Source organism: Alexandriicola marinus, assembly GCF_004000435.1.
Classification (GTDB): Bacteria; Pseudomonadota; Alphaproteobacteria; order Rhodobacterales; family Rhodobacteraceae; genus Alexandriicola; species Alexandriicola marinus.
In genome coordinates this window covers 102,383-116,825 of the sequence record NZ_RBVZ01000003.1, presented here as the reverse complement: position 1 = coordinate 116,825, position 14,443 = coordinate 102,383, and the positions used below count along the sequence as shown (strand labels likewise).

The window sequence follows — 14,443 nt, the reverse complement described above, 5'->3', positions numbered from 1 at the left end:
AAGCATTCGCAACGCCATTCCCCTCATTTTTCGTCATGCGCAGCCAGGCCGGTTGAAAGAAAGCCATCATCCGGCCGCCGGCAATCCCATGGCGCGGGCGCGATGCGGCAGGGCAGCTGCGGCCTCGGCACTCAGACAGGCGCGGTTCAGGCGTTCGCAAACCTCGTCGGGCATGGCCGTGGCATGCGGCTTGGGATGCTGATTGACATGCAATTCCATGTATTCGCCGACGCAGACCAGTTCCCCACCTTCGAACATCTGCTTGTGCAGATGGAACCGTTTGGCATCCGCGCCGATCACCCGCGCCTCGACGATGACCTCGGCCCCTTCCTTGACCTCGCGCAGGAACACCTTGTGATCCTCGACCAGATAGATGGTGCAGCCGGTTGCCTTGCGATAACGCGCACCGACGCCCAGCGCCTCCTGCACCTCGTCGGCGGCCAGCGAAAAGATCAGGCCATAGTAGCAATCCTGCATGTGACCGTTGTAATCGATCCACTCGGGGCGCACGTTCGTTCGATATGTGAAAACTTCGCTCATCGTGGCAAGATTAGCGGGCCGACCGGGACGGGCAAGCCGACACCGTCAGATCGATACGCTTTCCAGAACTTTCTGCCTGTCGCGCTCGGCGGCATCGGTCTGGAAATTGACCTCGCCCCGGTTGAGCACGGTGATCCGGTCGGCAAGGCCCACGGCGAAATCGAAATATTGCTCGACCAGAACGATCGCCATCTCGCCTTCTTCACGCAGGCGGCGGATCACCTCGCCGATCTGCTGAATGATATTGGGCTGGATGCCTTCGGTCGGCTCGTCCAGAAGCAGAACCTTGGGCCGCGTCACCAGCGCCCGCGCGATGGCCAGCTGCTGCTGCTGACCGCCCGACAGATCGCCGCCCCGGCGGCCAAGGAATTCCTTGAGTATCGGGAACAGTTCGAACACGCGGTCCGGCACCTCGCGCGCCTCGCGCGGGAGGCAGGAAAACCCGATCTCGAGGTTCTCACGCACCGTCAGAAGCGGAAAGATCTCGCGTCCCTGCGGCACATAGGCGATGCCCGCCTGCGCCGCGGCAAAGGCAGAGGGATGGCCAAGGTCGCGGCCATCAAGTCGGATCGTTCCCTTGTGGAACGGGTGCCGCCCCGACACGGCCTTGAGCAGTGAGGTCTTGCCCACACCGTTGGTGCCCATGATGGCGCTGACCCGCCCCCGTTCGGCGACCAGATCGATCCCGTGCAGGATCTGGCTTTGTCCATAGCGCAATGTCAGACCGCTGACTTCAAGCATCGTTATCGCCCCAGATAGACATCGATGACGTCCTTGTTCTTCGTCACGTGATCGAGGCTTCCCTCGGCCAGGACCGAACCTTCGTGCAGGACCGTGACCTTGCATTCCAGCCGCCGGACGAATTCCATGTCATGCTCGACCACCACCACGGCGCGCGTCTCAGCCGCCCTTTTCAGAAGGTCGGTCGTGTGTTCACGCTCCGCCGGGGTCATTCCCGCCGCGGGTTCGTCGACCAGCAGGAGCCGGGGAGCCTGCGCCAGCAGCATCCCGATCTCGAGCCATTGCTTCTGTCCGTGGCTCAGTTCGCCGGCGATGCGGCCCAGCTGTCCGGTCAATCCGATCTCTTCGGCCAGCGCCTCGATGCGGGCTGCGCCCTCGGGCGTCTTGCGGTGCATCAGAACGTCGAACGGCCCGCGCGGGTTCTTCAGGGCCATGGCGAGGTTCTCGCGCACGGTCTGCGCCTCGAACACGGTCGGTTTCTGGAACTTTCGGCCGATGCCCTCGCGGGCAATCGCGCTTTCGCTCTTGCGCAGGAGTGAGACGCTCTTTTCCCCCCACAGAACGCTGCCCGCGTCTGGGCGGGTCTTGCCGGTGATGATATCCATGAAGGTCGTCTTGCCGGCCCCGTTCGGGCCGATGATCGCGCGCATCTCGGGTTCACCGATCTGGAAGGACAGGTTGTTGATCGCCCTGAACCCGTCGAAGGAGACCGACACCCCGCTAAGTTCGAGAAGCGTGCTCATTCCTCGCCCTCCTCGCGGCGCCACGCGCCCTTGTCGGGGCCGTAATCGCCGACCCGGTCCGCTGTCCGGCGACGCTCTGTCCAGAGGTCGACCAGACCGCCCAGTCCCTTGGGCGCAAAGAGTGTGACCAGAACGAAGCTGAGGCCCAGCAGGACAAGCCACCAATCGGTCCACTGGATCGTGTAGAAGCCAAGGTTGATCGGCGGCGCACCTCCCCCGGTAAACCAGCTCGACAGAAGCGAGACGAAGGCCGCACCGATCACCGCACCATATAGCCGCCCGCGCCCACCGATCGCGACCCAGACCGCGAGATAGATCGAGGCGATGGGCGCAATCTCGGCAGGGTTGATGATGCCCGCCTGCGGGTAATAGAGCGCCCCCGCAATGCCCGCGATCACCGCAGTCAGCACGAAGATGAACAGCTTGTAGCTTTCCACGTGGTAGCCGAGGAACCGCACCCGGGCCTCGTCGTCGCGGATGCCCCGGATCACCGAGCCCAGCTTGCCCGACACGATCCAGGCACAGAGCACGTAGCCAAGCGCCAGCGCCAGAGCCGAGGCCCAGAAGAACACGAGCGAGACCACGCTTTGCGGCCAATCCTCCCATCCGGGGATGTTCTGAAGGCCCGACAGGCCGTTGTTGCCGCGCAGGCCGCTGTCGTTCTGGAACAGGTACAGCGCGAGGGCCAGCGTCATCGCCTGCGTGAGGATCGACAGATACACCCCCGTGACCCGCCCCCGGAATGCCAACCAGCCAAAGACAAGCGCCAGAAGGCCCGGGACAACGATTACGGCCAGCAATTGCAGGAACAGCGAATCCGCGAACGACCAGATCAGCGGGAATTCCGATGACCCCACCACACCGAAGATCTGCGACCCGATGGCATCGGATATCTCTTGCGGCGTGGGCGGGATCGGTGCCGCGGCCAGGTTGTCGGCGACGATCGCTTCGGTCCGGGCATACATCAGCCACATACCGATCGCGTATCCGCCGATCCCGAAGAACGCCATGTGTCCCAGCGACAGGATCCCGCAATAGCCCCAGAGGACATCCATGGCCACTGCCACGAGGCACAGGCACAGGGTCTTGCCCAATGTCTTGACGAAGGAGGTCGAGACAAGGCCCAGACCCGCGGCTTCTGACAGGATGGTCACCACGATGGTGAACGCCGCCAGTGCGCCCAGAAACAAAAGCACGGAGGGGTGTCTCAGGATGAAGGGCCGGCGCGGTCCGCTGTCTTGAACAAGGCTCATGATCCTAGCCCCCCGCAGCCCGCCCCTTGAGCGCGATGATCCCGCGCGGCCGGAACTGGATGAAGATGATGATGATGATGATCATGTAGGTCTGTGCCGCCAGCGTGTTCGACGGATTGAGCCATTCGATACCCTTCTGGAACGAGCCGATGAGGGCGGCCCCGGCCAGCGTGCCCCAGACATTGCCGACACCGCCCACAACCACTGTCATGAAGCTTTGCACGATGTAGTCGGAGCCCATTTCCGAGGTGACCTTGGCATAAAGGCCGATCGCCACGCCCGCGATCCCCGCGACCCCGGAGCCAAGCCCGAAGGTCAGCATGTTGATCCGGTCGGGATTGATCCCCATCGAGGCCGCCATGCCGGGATTCTGCGTCACCGCCCGAACCTCGAGGCCAAGACGGGTTCGGTTGAGGATGAACAGGATCAGGACAAGGAACATCAGCGCCAGAACGAAGATCGCGATCCGGATATAGCTGATCTGGACGACGTCGTTGACGACCCTCGCCCCATCCAGCCAACCGGGCGAGGTCAGCGGCCGGGCCTGCGTGCCGAAGATGTTCTTGGCCAGTTGTTGCAGCGCGATGGAGATCCCGAAGGTCGCCAGCAGCGTCTCGAGCGGGCGATGATAGAGCCATCGGATCACCAGCCGCTCCATCGCGACACCGGCGGCAAAGGTCACCGCAAAGGCCAGCGGGAGCGCCACGACCAGAGACAGGGTGTAATCGGGGATGACCAGTTGCACGACATAGCCGGTGTAGGCGCCCATCATGATGAATTCGCCATGTGCCATGTTGATCACGCCCATCACGCCGAAGGTGACGGCCAGTCCGATCGCGGCGAGGAAGTAGATCGAGGCCAGCGACAGCGCGTCAAGGCCAAGATCGACCGCCTGCCCCATCGCGACCCGCGTCTCGATGGCAGCCAGCGCCTCTTCGGCGGCGCGGGTCACGCTGGCATCCGCCTCTGCATAGACGTCGTAGAACGTGTGGGCGGCGAGGGCCGCGGTGATTTCGTCCTCGGTGACGAAGGGGGCCACCTGCCCGGCCTCGGCCAGCGCCTGATAGGCGTCGACCCGGCGGGCGGGATCGCCCAGTTCGTCGACCGGAACGCCGCCGACCGCGCCATCGGCCAGGTTCTCGACGAGGGCCGCGCGCAGCGCGTCGGCCGAGATACGTTGCGGCGCAAGGCCCGCGTCGACCAGTTCCAGATAGGCCTCTTCGCGGGACAGATCGACGCCCACGATCCGTTCGCCGGCGATATTCTCGCCCTCGGGCAAGTCGGCCGCCACCTCGGAGGAGCTGCGCAGGATCTGGTTCAGCACCGCGCGCGCCTCGACCGAGGACCGGTCGGCCAGCGTTTCGATCGCGGTGATCCTCTCTTCGGGGACATCGCCGAAACCGGCGATCAGCATGCCCAGCAGCATTTCCTTGCGGGCCTTGAGATCGGGATCGGCCTCGTTGTCGATCGCGCCCGACAGGGGCCCGATCTGATCGGCCGACAGATCCCGCGCGATCGCATCGACGGCGGCCTGCCGTCGTTCGATATCGGGATCGGATAGTTGAAACTGAACAAGCGCCGATCCGATTTCCCGGCGCACACCGCCGTTGGGGCGGATTTGCTCGATCTCGGATTTGTCTGCGGTGCCGACCTCTTCGCCCGTGGCGATATCCAGCAGGGTGAACTGGTCGTCATCACGCTCGATCACGTAGAAGAACAGCCCGTCGGCGCCCCGGACCCAGACATCGCGGTTCTGGAAGGCCTCGAGGAACCCGAGCGTTCCGGGGAGCCCAGAGGCGGCCAGCGCCTCGAGCATGGGGCCCACGGTCCGGCGTGACGGGCTGGCCACGATCTCCTGGTAGTCTTGCAGGATCGACTGAAGGTCGGATTGCTGGGCCTGCGCCCCTATCGGGGCGGACACGAGCAGGAATAGCGCGAGCAGGAAGGCGCGGATCATCTGGGACTTCTTTCCAGCGGAGAATGGGGGGCGCGGGCATCACACCCGCGCGCCCCGTCTGCCATCAGTAGTTCGAGGTCAGCTGAACGCAGGTGGATGTCTCGGTGTTGTACATCCCGCAGCCAAGCTCCTGCCAATCGGACGTCAGAACGGCCGATTCCGGCAGGAAGTCCGTCCAGGCATCGCCCGGCACTTCGCTGGTCTGGCTGATGATGTCGAACTGGCCATCCGCCGTGATCTCGCCGATCAGAACAGGCTTGGCGAGGTGATGGTTCGCGCCCATCACGGCCATGCCGCCGGTGAGATTCGGGAATTCCTGACCCCACATCGCCTCGCGCACGGCATCCACATCGGTGGTACCCGCTTCGGTGACCGCGTTCACCCACATGTTGAAGCCGATGTAATGGGCTTCCATCGGGTCGTTGGTCACGCGGTCGGTATTGCCAATGAAATCATGCCAGGCGGAGATGAATTCGGCATTGGCCTCGGTGTCCGCGGACATAAAGTAGTTCCACGCAGCGAGGTGACCGACGAGGTTCGTCGTATCGAGGCCCGACAGTTCCTCTTCACCGACAGAGAAGGCGACGACGGGAAGGTCGTCTGCCGACACGCCGGCCGCCGCGAGTTCCTTGTAGAAGCCGATGTTGGCGTCGCCATTGATCGTCGAGATGACGCCGACCTGCTTGCCGTCCTCGCCCAGCGCCACGACGTCAGAAACGATCGTTGCCCAGTCGGAATGGCTGAACGGGGTGTAGTTCACGAAGATGTCTTCTTCGGGAATGCCCGCGTCCAGAAGGTACTGCTCGAGGATGTTGTTCGTGGTGCGCGGATAGACATAATCGGTGCCCAGAAGCGCGAATTTCTCGACGCCCAGTTCCTCGAGGAAATAGTCGACGGCCGGGATAGCCTGCTGGTTCGGCGCGGCGCCGGTGTAGAACACGTTGCGCGAGCTTTCCTCGCCCTCGTACTGCACAGGATAGAACATCAGTCCGTTCAGTTCCTCGAGAACCGGCAGCGCAGACTTGCGGCTGACGGAGGTCCAGGCACCGAAGATCACATCAACTTCGTTAACGGTCAGCAACTCGCGCGTCTTTTCGGCAAAGAGCGGCCAGTCGGAGGCCGGGTCGACGACGACCGCTTCGACTTCGCAGCCCAGCAGGCCACCCGCGGCGTTCTGCTGCTCGACGAGCATCAGCATCGTGTCTTTCAGAGTTGTCTCGGAAATCGCCATGGTGCCCGAGAGCGAATGCAGAACGCCGACCTTGATCGGGCAATCCTGCGCCGCGGCAGCGGTCGACATCGCGAGAAGCGCACCCGTGGTCAGGCTGGCGAATTTGGTGAAAGTCTTCATTGACTAACGTCCCCGTTTTCTGGCTGCGGTGACGTGCCTCTGCGCCCTTTTCAAAACGCAAATTCAGCATATCTTTTCACCGCAACGTGTCAGTTGCCGTCGCGCGGGGGTATGAGTTTTAGCGGACCAAGCCCCTGCGCGTCGTTTCAAGGTCTGGTGACCCGATCAGAACTTGCGCGGGCTCATCGCGCGCCGGCAATATCGACGATGCCAAAACGATCAATCATGCTGCATATGCGAGATTATTGAGCAGAAGTCGCGGGATTCGCCTTTTGCAGTTGCAGCATTGACTCGACGTCAGGACTTCAGGCCCCGTGAAACACGAAGGACCGCATCGACACCGAACCCAGATCGATCGCATCCGTCATGAAGGTCAGGTCATCATCAGGCCCGGAAGCCCCCGCGATCGTGAGCGCGGGCAGGTAGTGATCCACCGTCGGATGGGCCTCGGGCAGCAATGATCCCATCGCCACACGATCAGCGAGAGCCGCGTGATCACGCGCCTCGAGCCGGTCGGCAAAAAAGCTGTCGAACGCGACCGCGAAATCCTGCGGCGCGGCACCCGGGCTCATCCGGCGCAGGTTGTGCACGATGTTGCCCGATCCCATGATCAGAACGCCGCGTTTGCGAAGATCGGCCAGCGTCCGGCCGATCTCGATATGGTGATCAAGGTCGGCGGACATGTCGATCGACACCTGGAACACCGGGACGTCGGCCTCGGGATAGAGGAATTTCAGAACGGCCCAGGACCCGTGATCGAGCCCCCAGCTGTCATCCTCGGCGGAATTGTGGCTGGCCAGAAGGCTCACGACATCGCGGGCCAGATCAGGAGCGCCGGGAGCCGGGTAGGTCATCTCATAGAGCGCCTGCGGAAAGTTCCGGAAATCGTGGATCGTGCGCGGCAGTGCCGAGACATCGACGAGGGTCGTGCCTTTTGTCATCCAGTGCGCCGAGACCACGAGGATCGCCTGCGGGCGCGGCAACGTCGCACCGAGGTCGCGCCATGCCCGGCTGTAGGCCGTGTCCTGCAGCGCATTCATCGGGCTGCCGTGACCCAGAAAGACGACGGGCATCCTGGCCGAGGGGCGGAGACGATCGCGGAGCGCATCCAGCGTTGTGGCCGTTGTCATGGTGTCGGTTCCTTTTCTGATGCTGCCCCGGGGCGACCCGGCACACCCAGAATAGAAGGGAACGACCTTCAACGATATGGTCTCTATGTGCTATGACTATCCACAAATCATTCGCAATAGGCTGTCATGGATACACTCGACCAGTTGCGCGCCTTTGTCGCCACGGCACAGACAGGCTCCTTCACCGCCGGTGCGCGGCTTCTGGGCCTCTCCAACAGGCTGACCTCGAAATACGTGGCCGAACTCGAACGGGATCTCGGCGTCAGGCTCTTGCAAAGAACGACCCGAAAGGTCGGGCTGACGCCATCGGGCGCCGAACTCATGGCCCGGGCCCCGGCGCTGCTCGAGGGTTTCGACGAGTTGATCGGCGCGATCCGCGACGATGCGGGGGCATTGTCCGGGACGATCCGTATCGCGGCGCCCGTCATCTTTGGCGAAGCAAGGCTCGTGGGTCTTCTCAACCGGTTCCGCCGGGCCAATCCGGGGCTGGAGATCGACCTGCGGCTGAGTGACGCCCATGTCGACCTGGCCGCCGAAGGCATCGATCTGGCCTTTCGCGCGGGATCGCCGCGCGCCTTTTCACTCAAGATGCGGAAGCTGGGGATGATCCAGACCCGGCTCGTGGCCAGCCAAAGCTACCTCGACGCGGCGGGCATACCGCGGGAACCCGCAGAACTGGCGGAACATGAATGTATCATCGACACCAACCAGACGTTGCCGCGGCGCTGGATGTTCCGCAAAGACGGGGCCGAGGTCGCGATTGCCGTCAAAGGCGGCTTTGCGGTGAATTCCGCCCGTGGTGCGGCAGAGCTCGCCCGGGCCGGGGCCGGGATCGCCTATGCGCCGGATTTCGCCGTCGATGGCGACATCGCCGGGGGACATCTGCGCCCGCTTCTGACCGATTACGAAACGCTTCGCATAGAACTGAGCGTTGTCTGGCTCGATGGGCAGGTCCTGCCCCGCAAGTTGAGGGCGCTCGTCGATTTCGCGGCACAGGAGATGCGGGCATCCGGATCGCTGGTTCAATCGGGATAGGTCCAGCGCAGGGCGATCCCCCCGGGCAGAACACCCTCGAACCACGTGGCCAGCGCCGCGTTCAGCGAGGCAAGACGCGCCTTGCGATCAGGCAGATCGCACATCCAGGTGACGACGTTGGCCGATCCCCGTGCGCCGGGATCGGGGAACAGGTAGGCGCAGCCGATATAGCGCCCACCCTCGTCGCGCACGATCCACGAGAACGACCGGCGCAGCGTGAATTCGCGATCATGCCACGCCAGGTCGATCAGGTCCTCTTCCCGCGTCAGGCCTTCGGGCCACGACCCCCAGAAGCCGGTCAGCACCCCGGCGGCGCCTGTCACGGCCTCGAAATCCTCGTCGACCTGCGCCATCGACAGCGGCGTCAGGCAGAACGGCGGAAGGTCGACCGCACGCGGCAGATCGACCCCTGCGAAATCGGGATGCGGGTCCATGTCAGGCGTCGGGCTGCTTTGCCTCACGCTTGAACGGATTTTCGTCGGGCACCTCGTATTCCGGGATCAAATCTCCCGCTGCGCGCGCCTCGGCCATGTAGCGGAAGGCGTTGATCGACATGCGCATCAAGTGGTCACCCGCCTTCATGGCGGGGTATTTCTCGACCGTCTCGGGCGTGCGGAACTTCTCCAGCGGCTCGACAATGGCATGGTAATCAAGGCCGAAGAACAGCGGGAACGAGAACCGTTCATTGCCGGAATTGACGACGCGGTGCTGTGTCGACTTGAACTGCCCACCCGACCACGTCTCGAAGATGTCGCCGATATTGACGATGAAACATCCCGGGATCGGCGGCGCCTCGATCCAGACATCCTCGGCATTCATGACCTGAAGACCCGGTCCGCCCTGAAGCAGGATCGTGAAGCATTCGAAATCCGAATGCGCGGCGATGCCGACGATATCCTTCGTGGCGGGCATGTCGTTGGGCACATATCGCAGCATCCGCAACTGCGACGTGGGATAGGTGATGTGCTGGGTCAGCTCTTCGGGTTCGACCCCAAGCTCGAGAGCAAGGGCATCCAGCAGGCGCAGGCCAAGATCGAAGACGTTGTCGTAATAGGTGGCGACCGTATCCTTCCAGCCGGGGATATCGGGCCAGATGTTCGGCCCGGTCATCCGCCAGCCCGCGAGGTAGTCGGGATGATCCGCCGGCGCCTCGTAGGACATGTCCCAGGCTTCGTTGAAATTGATCTGTTTGGGGAAATCGGAGCCGTTCTCTTCAAGGGGAACATAGCCGCGATGATTGGTGGTGAAGCCCGACCAATACTTCATCTTGTAGCTGCGCGGCTTGTAGTGGAATTCCTTTGACGCCGCGAACATCGCGTCGATCAGGTCCTGCGGAATGCCGTGACCGGTTATGTAGAAGAAGCCCGATGTGCGGGCGGCTTCGCCCAGCGCCGCGGCGACCTGCGCCTTGTCTTCGGGATCGTCCGTGAACAGGCCCGACAGGTCGATGACAGGCAACGTGGCGTCGTCGATCGTGAGGGCCTTCTGGTCATCAGAAATGGTCGCGCGGGTCATGTGGTTTTCTCCGATTCCGTTGATCGACCGACTGTCCCACGCCCGCGGGAGATGGGAATCAGCGGCGATTAAGAAAGTTTCCGATCCGTTAACCGACGCTCAAAATTTGATCGTTTGACTGCATGGTCGGCGCGTTTTGGGTCAGGTCGCGTTGACCGGACGGGGCCGTCTGCCGCGCAGTCCAACCATCAACAGGGGAGCCACGGCGGGCGAGCTGCGCCCACGCGGCCGTGAATAAAGGATCGAACATGACAAGAATGAATCGACGCAGCCTTCTAAAGACCGGCGCCGCCACCTTTGCGGCATCGAGCCTCGGTGCACCGCTGATCGCGCAGGATCGCAGCCTCAAGATCGGCTCCTACGGCGGCTATTTCGAGAACAGCTTCAAGGAACATGTCTATCCCGCCTTTACCGAAGCGACCGGCATCGCCATCGAAAGCGTGACCCAGCCCAACTCGACCGACTGGCTTGTCACCATGCAGCAGGCCACCGCCGCGGGCAGCGTTCCGGCTGACCTGTCGCTTTACGCGCGCGACACGCTGATCAAGGCAAGCCGGATTGGCGGGCTCTTGCAGCCGCTGGACCTGTCGGCCATGCCGGCCACGTCGAACCTCGATCCCTACTTCGTGTTCGAAGGCAACGAAGGCCCGCTGGGCGTTGGCGCGATGTCGTGGTTCACGGCGATGGTCATCAACCCCAACGAGGTGGACGCGCCGGAAAGCTGGGCCGATTTCTGGGACAGCTCTCTCTACGAATCGTCACTGGGCCTGTCGCGCAACTACAACTCGCAGTTCCTCGACATCGTTGCCGCGACCTTCTTCGAAGGTGAGGCCACCTTTGCCACGCAGGACGGGATCGTCGCGCTGATCGAGAAGGCAGCCGAGATCAAGCCCAATGTCGCGCTCTGGTGGTCGGCCGAAAGCCAGATGGAACAGTCGATGAAGAACGGCGACGTGATCGGCGGCCAGTATTACCTCGACGTGGCCAACCTCATGATGGCCGACGGCTTCCCGATCCAGCCGCTGTTCCCGAAGGAAGGAAACCCGCAGGATTACGGCTCGTGGTGCCTGTCCTCGCTGTCGGACAAGAGCGCCGAAGCGGCCGAGTTCATCAACTATTCGTCCGACCCGGCGACGCAGGCCCTGATGAGCCGGATGATCGGCACCGCGCCGCTGGTGGACAAGTCGCTGACCGATCTGAGCGACGAGGAATTCACCTTCGTCTCGGGCACGCCGTCGATCAAGCCCGCCTACGAGGCCTATCTCGACAACGAGACGTTCATCAAGGAAACCTGGGACAAGATGCTGGCAGGGGCATAAGCGCCAATGTCCGGCCTTGTTCTCAAGGGGATCACAAAGCGGTTCGGCGGCACCCTTGCCGTCGAACAGGCCGACCTGACCTTCGAGGAGGGTGCGTTGACCGCCCTCCTCGGACCGTCGGGCTGCGGCAAGACCACGCTCTTGCGGATGATCGCAGGCCTCGAGGCGCCCTCGACCGGTTCGATCACGCTGGGCAAACGCAACATCACCGATCTGCCCGCCCACAAGCGCAAGTTCGGCATGGTGTTCCAGAGTTTCGCGCTGTTCCCGCATCTGAACGTGCGGGAAAACGTGGCCTATTCGCTGACCATTTCCGGCGCGTCGAAGACGGCCGCCGCGGAAAAGGCATCCACGCTACTGGACCTCGTGCAATTGTCGGCCATGGGCGACCGACGCATCGGGGAATTGTCGGGCGGCCAGCGTCAGCGCGTGGCCATCGCAAGGGCCCTTGCGCAGGAACCGGATGTCTTCCTTCTGGATGAACCGATGTCAGCGCTTGACGCAAAGTTGCGCGAAGAGATGCAGGTCGAGCTGCGTCTGCTGCAACAGCGGCTTGGCATCACCACGATCGTCGTCACCCATGATCAGCGCGAAGCGATGACAATGGCCGACAGCATTGTCGTGATGTCGAATGGGCGGGTGGAACAGGTGGGCTCGCCCCAGGATATCTATCACCGGCCGGAAAACGCCTTTGTCGCGGATTTCATCGGCAAGGCGAATTTCTTTGACGGTGTGGCCGAGGCGGGCGGCATCCGCGTGGGAGACCAGACGCTTGTCAGCAAATCGAAATTTCACGCAGGCTATCAGGTTCGCGTGGCGATCCGGCCCGAACGTGCGGCCCTCGATGATGCCGAGGGTCCGAACCGTCTGCCCGCGACCATAACCTTTGTCCGCGACCTTGGTCCGCACCGGGAATATCACCTTGATACCGCGATCGGGCCGATGGTCGTCGAATACGCGATCGGCGAAGGCGCCCGACCGATGAAGACGGGCGACCACGTCGAAGTGCGCCTGCCGCCGGACGCGCTTCACGTCTTCCCGCACCCGACCGCCGCGATGGCCGCGGAATGAGCGTCGCGGACGGCATCGATCCGCCCTTGGGCGAAGAGACCGCCCCGGCGCGGGCGCCGTTCCGCTGGTCGCGGGTTCTGCCGTGGGGCCTGACCGCGCTGATCGCGCTCTTCTGTGTCGTGCCATTCCTGCTGGTGATCGCGATTTCCTTTGGCCGCAAGATCGAAGGCGCCGCCTGGGTCTGGGACTTCACCTTCGAGAATTACCAACGCTTCTTCGTGGGCACCCTTTGGCCCGACGAGGTGACATTCCTTTACCTGCAGCAGCTTGGCTATTCGTTCTGGTACGCGGTCATCGCCTCGATACTCGCGGTGATAACGGCGCTTCCCTTCACGCTGGCGCTGACGCGGCTGTCGCGCAGGGCACAGGCGGCTTGGCTGGTGTTCATCCTGTCGTCGTTGTCGCTGTCCGAGGTCTTCATCGTGATGGGCTGGGACATCCTTCTGTCGAACAATTCCGGCCTTCCGGCCCTGTTCAAATCCACCGGCCTGACCGACTGGCTCAAGGCCGTGGGCTGGTTCGACACGCTCAGGGAATGGGGGCTCGCCAATCCCCGAAACGTGAAATTCAAGACATCCGAATTCGCCACGATCCTGACGATGAGCTATCTCGTCTGGCCTTATTCGGTGATCCTGCTCTATCCGGCGCTTTCGCGGCTCGACCCATCGCTGAGCGAGGCGGCGCGGACGATGGGCGCGGGCAACCTGACCGTGCTGCGCACCGTCACCCTGCCGTCGGTCCGGCTGCCGCTGTTCGGCACGACGCTTCTTCTGTTCGTGTTCCTGCTGGGCACCTACGTGGCGATCACGGTCTTTGCCGATCCCTCGAAACACACGACGGCGGTGGCGATCTATTCCAACGTGCGCGGGGCGAACCTGAACGCGCCCTTCGGCGCGACGCAGGCCGTGATCCTGCTGGTGTCGGCGAGCGTGTGCCTTGTCCTTGGACACACGCTGAACCGCTGGTCGGAGGCGCGATGATGCGGGGGATTGGGCACATATATATGGCATTGTCGGCGATCGTTCTGGCGCTGCCCATCGTCGTGGTCTGCGGCGCCGCCCTGAACGGCGGGCGCACGATGACCTTTCCGCCGCGCGAGCCGACGCTTGCCCGGTTCGGGGAATTCTTCATCTACGAGACGGTCTGGACGAATGCGCTTGGCAATTCGCTGATCGTGGCCTTCGGGGCGGCGACGCTGGCCGTTCTGCTGGCCTGGCCGATCGCCTATCTTCTGTGGTCGACCGGGTCGCGGCTGTCACAGGTATTGGCGGGCCTCGGGTCCCTGCCCTTTGCCGTGCCGCCCATCGTCTTTGGCGTGGGGCTCGGGTTCTTCTGGGGGTTCACCGGTGGGCTGGGCGAAATCTGGGCAGGCGTCGTGAGCCATGCGATCCTGCTGATGGCCCTACCCCTTGTCACGATCTCCATCGGGTTGCGCGCGATTGACCGCGCGCATCTGGATGCGGCCGCGACCATGGGCGCGACAGAGGCCGTGACGTTCCGGACGGTCGTCCTGCCGCAGACGGTGCCCTACACGATCTCGGGTTTCTTCTTTGTGCTGGTCCTGTCGTTCAACGAATTCATCGTGATGTTCTTCGTCTCGGCATCGTCCTACGCGACGGTGACACTGCAGATCTTCAACTCGCTCCGGAACGGTTACACGCCCACGATGGCGGTGGCTGCGATCACCTTCATCGTGGTGTCCGTTCTGGTCTTTTCCGCAGTCGCCCGCTGGGGCGACCTTCCGCGCCTAATGGGCGCGGACCAATCCCGCAACTGAGGAGGATTTCC

The 14,443-nt window shown here is 63.1% G+C and carries 14 protein-coding genes; 5 read left to right on the top strand and 9 right to left on the bottom strand.

Annotated features, from left to right (window positions below; all coding sequences use genetic code 11):
• Positions 1-66: 66 nt before the first annotated feature.
• From EP376_RS13165 to ygiD, 7 genes are all read right to left on the bottom strand, one after another.
• Positions 67-540, bottom strand: coding sequence for a thioesterase family protein (locus tag EP376_RS13165; RefSeq protein ID WP_127656064.1), 474 nt, complete (start codon positions 538-540; stop codon positions 67-69).
• A gap of 45 nt (positions 541-585) precedes the next feature.
• Positions 586-1,281: an urea ABC transporter ATP-binding subunit UrtE gene (gene urtE, locus EP376_RS13160; RefSeq protein ID WP_127656063.1), complete on the bottom strand. Its 696-nt coding sequence runs from the start codon at positions 1,279-1,281 to the stop codon at positions 586-588.
• A 2-nt stretch (positions 1,282-1,283) separates the two neighbouring features.
• Entirely contained in the window at positions 1,284-2,024 is a 741-nt protein-coding gene (urtD, locus tag EP376_RS13155; RefSeq protein ID WP_127656062.1) for an urea ABC transporter ATP-binding protein UrtD, read from the bottom strand.
• Positions 2,021-3,277, bottom strand: a complete 1,257-nt coding sequence (gene urtC / locus EP376_RS13150; RefSeq protein WP_127656061.1) for an urea ABC transporter permease subunit UrtC — start codon at positions 3,275-3,277, stop codon at positions 2,021-2,023. Before urtC ends, urtD begins: the two co-directional genes overlap by 4 nt.
• A gap of 4 nt (positions 3,278-3,281) precedes the next feature.
• Positions 3,282-5,234, bottom strand: coding sequence for an urea ABC transporter permease subunit UrtB (gene urtB / locus EP376_RS13145; RefSeq protein WP_127656060.1), 1,953 nt, complete (start codon positions 5,232-5,234; stop codon positions 3,282-3,284).
• A gap of 64 nt (positions 5,235-5,298) precedes the next feature.
• The gene (gene urtA, locus EP376_RS13140; RefSeq protein WP_127656059.1) at positions 5,299-6,585 is read right to left on the bottom strand and encodes an urea ABC transporter substrate-binding protein; all 1,287 of its coding nucleotides are present in this window, start codon (positions 6,583-6,585) and stop codon (positions 5,299-5,301) included.
• 305 nt (positions 6,586-6,890) lie between these two features.
• Positions 6,891-7,715 (bottom strand): 4,5-DOPA-extradiol-dioxygenase, encoded by an 825-nt coding sequence (gene ygiD, locus EP376_RS13135; protein ID WP_127656058.1) that lies wholly within the window; start codon positions 7,713-7,715, stop codon positions 6,891-6,893.
• Between the two features lie 126 nt (positions 7,716-7,841).
• On the opposite strand from ygiD, the gene EP376_RS13130 reads away from it, so the two are divergent.
• The gene (locus EP376_RS13130) at positions 7,842-8,750 is read left to right on the top strand and encodes a LysR family transcriptional regulator (protein WP_127656057.1); all 909 of its coding nucleotides are present in this window, start codon (positions 7,842-7,844) and stop codon (positions 8,748-8,750) included.
• Here EP376_RS13130 and EP376_RS13125 read toward each other — a convergent pair.
• Entirely contained in the window at positions 8,738-9,184 is a 447-nt protein-coding gene (locus EP376_RS13125; protein WP_127656056.1) for a hypothetical protein, read from the bottom strand. The genes EP376_RS13130 and EP376_RS13125 overlap by 13 nt on opposite strands.
• Position 9,185: 1 nt before the next feature.
• On the bottom strand, positions 9,186-10,265 hold the full coding sequence (locus EP376_RS13120) for an isopenicillin N synthase family dioxygenase (RefSeq protein WP_127656055.1): 1,080 nt from the start codon (positions 10,263-10,265) through the stop codon (positions 9,186-9,188).
• Positions 10,266-10,513: 248 nt separating this feature from the next.
• On the opposite strand from EP376_RS13120, the gene EP376_RS13115 reads away from it, so the two are divergent.
• Genes EP376_RS13115 through EP376_RS13100 form a run of 4 tightly spaced genes read left to right on the top strand, consistent with a single transcriptional unit; the run spans position 10,514 to position 14,432 of the window.
• On the top strand, positions 10,514-11,584 hold the full coding sequence (locus EP376_RS13115; RefSeq protein WP_127656054.1) for an ABC transporter substrate-binding protein: 1,071 nt from the start codon (positions 10,514-10,516) through the stop codon (positions 11,582-11,584).
• A gap of 6 nt (positions 11,585-11,590) precedes the next feature.
• A complete protein-coding gene (locus tag EP376_RS13110) occupies positions 11,591-12,655 on the top strand; it encodes an ABC transporter ATP-binding protein (protein ID WP_127656053.1) in 1,065 nt (354 codons plus the stop codon).
• Positions 12,652-13,635, top strand: a complete 984-nt coding sequence (locus EP376_RS13105) for an ABC transporter permease (RefSeq protein WP_127656052.1) — start codon at positions 12,652-12,654, stop codon at positions 13,633-13,635. Before EP376_RS13110 ends, EP376_RS13105 begins: the two co-directional genes overlap by 4 nt.
• A 23-nt stretch (positions 13,636-13,658) precedes the next feature.
• Entirely contained in the window at positions 13,659-14,432 is a 774-nt protein-coding gene (locus tag EP376_RS13100) for an ABC transporter permease (protein ID WP_164744937.1), read from the top strand.
• Positions 14,433-14,443: the final 11 nt, after the last annotated feature.

What these genes read in the sequence shown, in the direction of transcription:
- EP376_RS13130 (WP_127656057.1), top strand. Translation starts at nt 7,842, where the DNA reads ATGGATACACTCGACCAGTTGCGCGCCTTTGTCGCCACGGCACAGACA.
- ygiD (WP_127656058.1), bottom strand. Translation starts at nt 7,715, where the DNA reads ATGACAACGGCCACAACGCTGGATGCGCTCCGCGATCGTCTCCGCCCC.
- urtD (WP_127656062.1), bottom strand. Translation starts at nt 2,024, where the DNA reads ATGAGCACGCTTCTCGAACTTAGCGGGGTGTCGGTCTCCTTCGACGGG.
- urtC (WP_127656061.1), bottom strand. Translation starts at nt 3,277, where the DNA reads ATGAGCCTTGTTCAAGACAGCGGACCGCGCCGGCCCTTCATCCTGAGA.
- EP376_RS13165 (WP_127656064.1), bottom strand. Translation starts at nt 540, where the DNA reads ATGAGCGAAGTTTTCACATATCGAACGAACGTGCGCCCCGAGTGGATC.
- EP376_RS13120 (WP_127656055.1), bottom strand. Translation starts at nt 10,265, where the DNA reads ATGACCCGCGCGACCATTTCTGATGACCAGAAGGCCCTCACGATCGAC.
- EP376_RS13100 (WP_164744937.1), top strand. Translation starts at nt 13,659, where the DNA reads ATGGCATTGTCGGCGATCGTTCTGGCGCTGCCCATCGTCGTGGTCTGC.
- urtB (WP_127656060.1), bottom strand. Translation starts at nt 5,234, where the DNA reads ATGATCCGCGCCTTCCTGCTCGCGCTATTCCTGCTCGTGTCCGCCCCG.
- EP376_RS13125 (WP_127656056.1), bottom strand. Translation starts at nt 9,184, where the DNA reads ATGGACCCGCATCCCGATTTCGCAGGGGTCGATCTGCCGCGTGCGGTC.
- urtA (WP_127656059.1), bottom strand. Translation starts at nt 6,585, where the DNA reads ATGAAGACTTTCACCAAATTCGCCAGCCTGACCACGGGTGCGCTTCTC.
- urtE (WP_127656063.1), bottom strand. Translation starts at nt 1,281, where the DNA reads ATGCTTGAAGTCAGCGGTCTGACATTGCGCTATGGACAAAGCCAGATC.
- EP376_RS13115 (WP_127656054.1), top strand. Translation starts at nt 10,514, where the DNA reads ATGACAAGAATGAATCGACGCAGCCTTCTAAAGACCGGCGCCGCCACC.
- EP376_RS13105 (WP_127656052.1), top strand. Translation starts at nt 12,652, where the DNA reads ATGAGCGTCGCGGACGGCATCGATCCGCCCTTGGGCGAAGAGACCGCC.
- EP376_RS13110 (WP_127656053.1), top strand. Translation starts at nt 11,591, where the DNA reads ATGTCCGGCCTTGTTCTCAAGGGGATCACAAAGCGGTTCGGCGGCACC.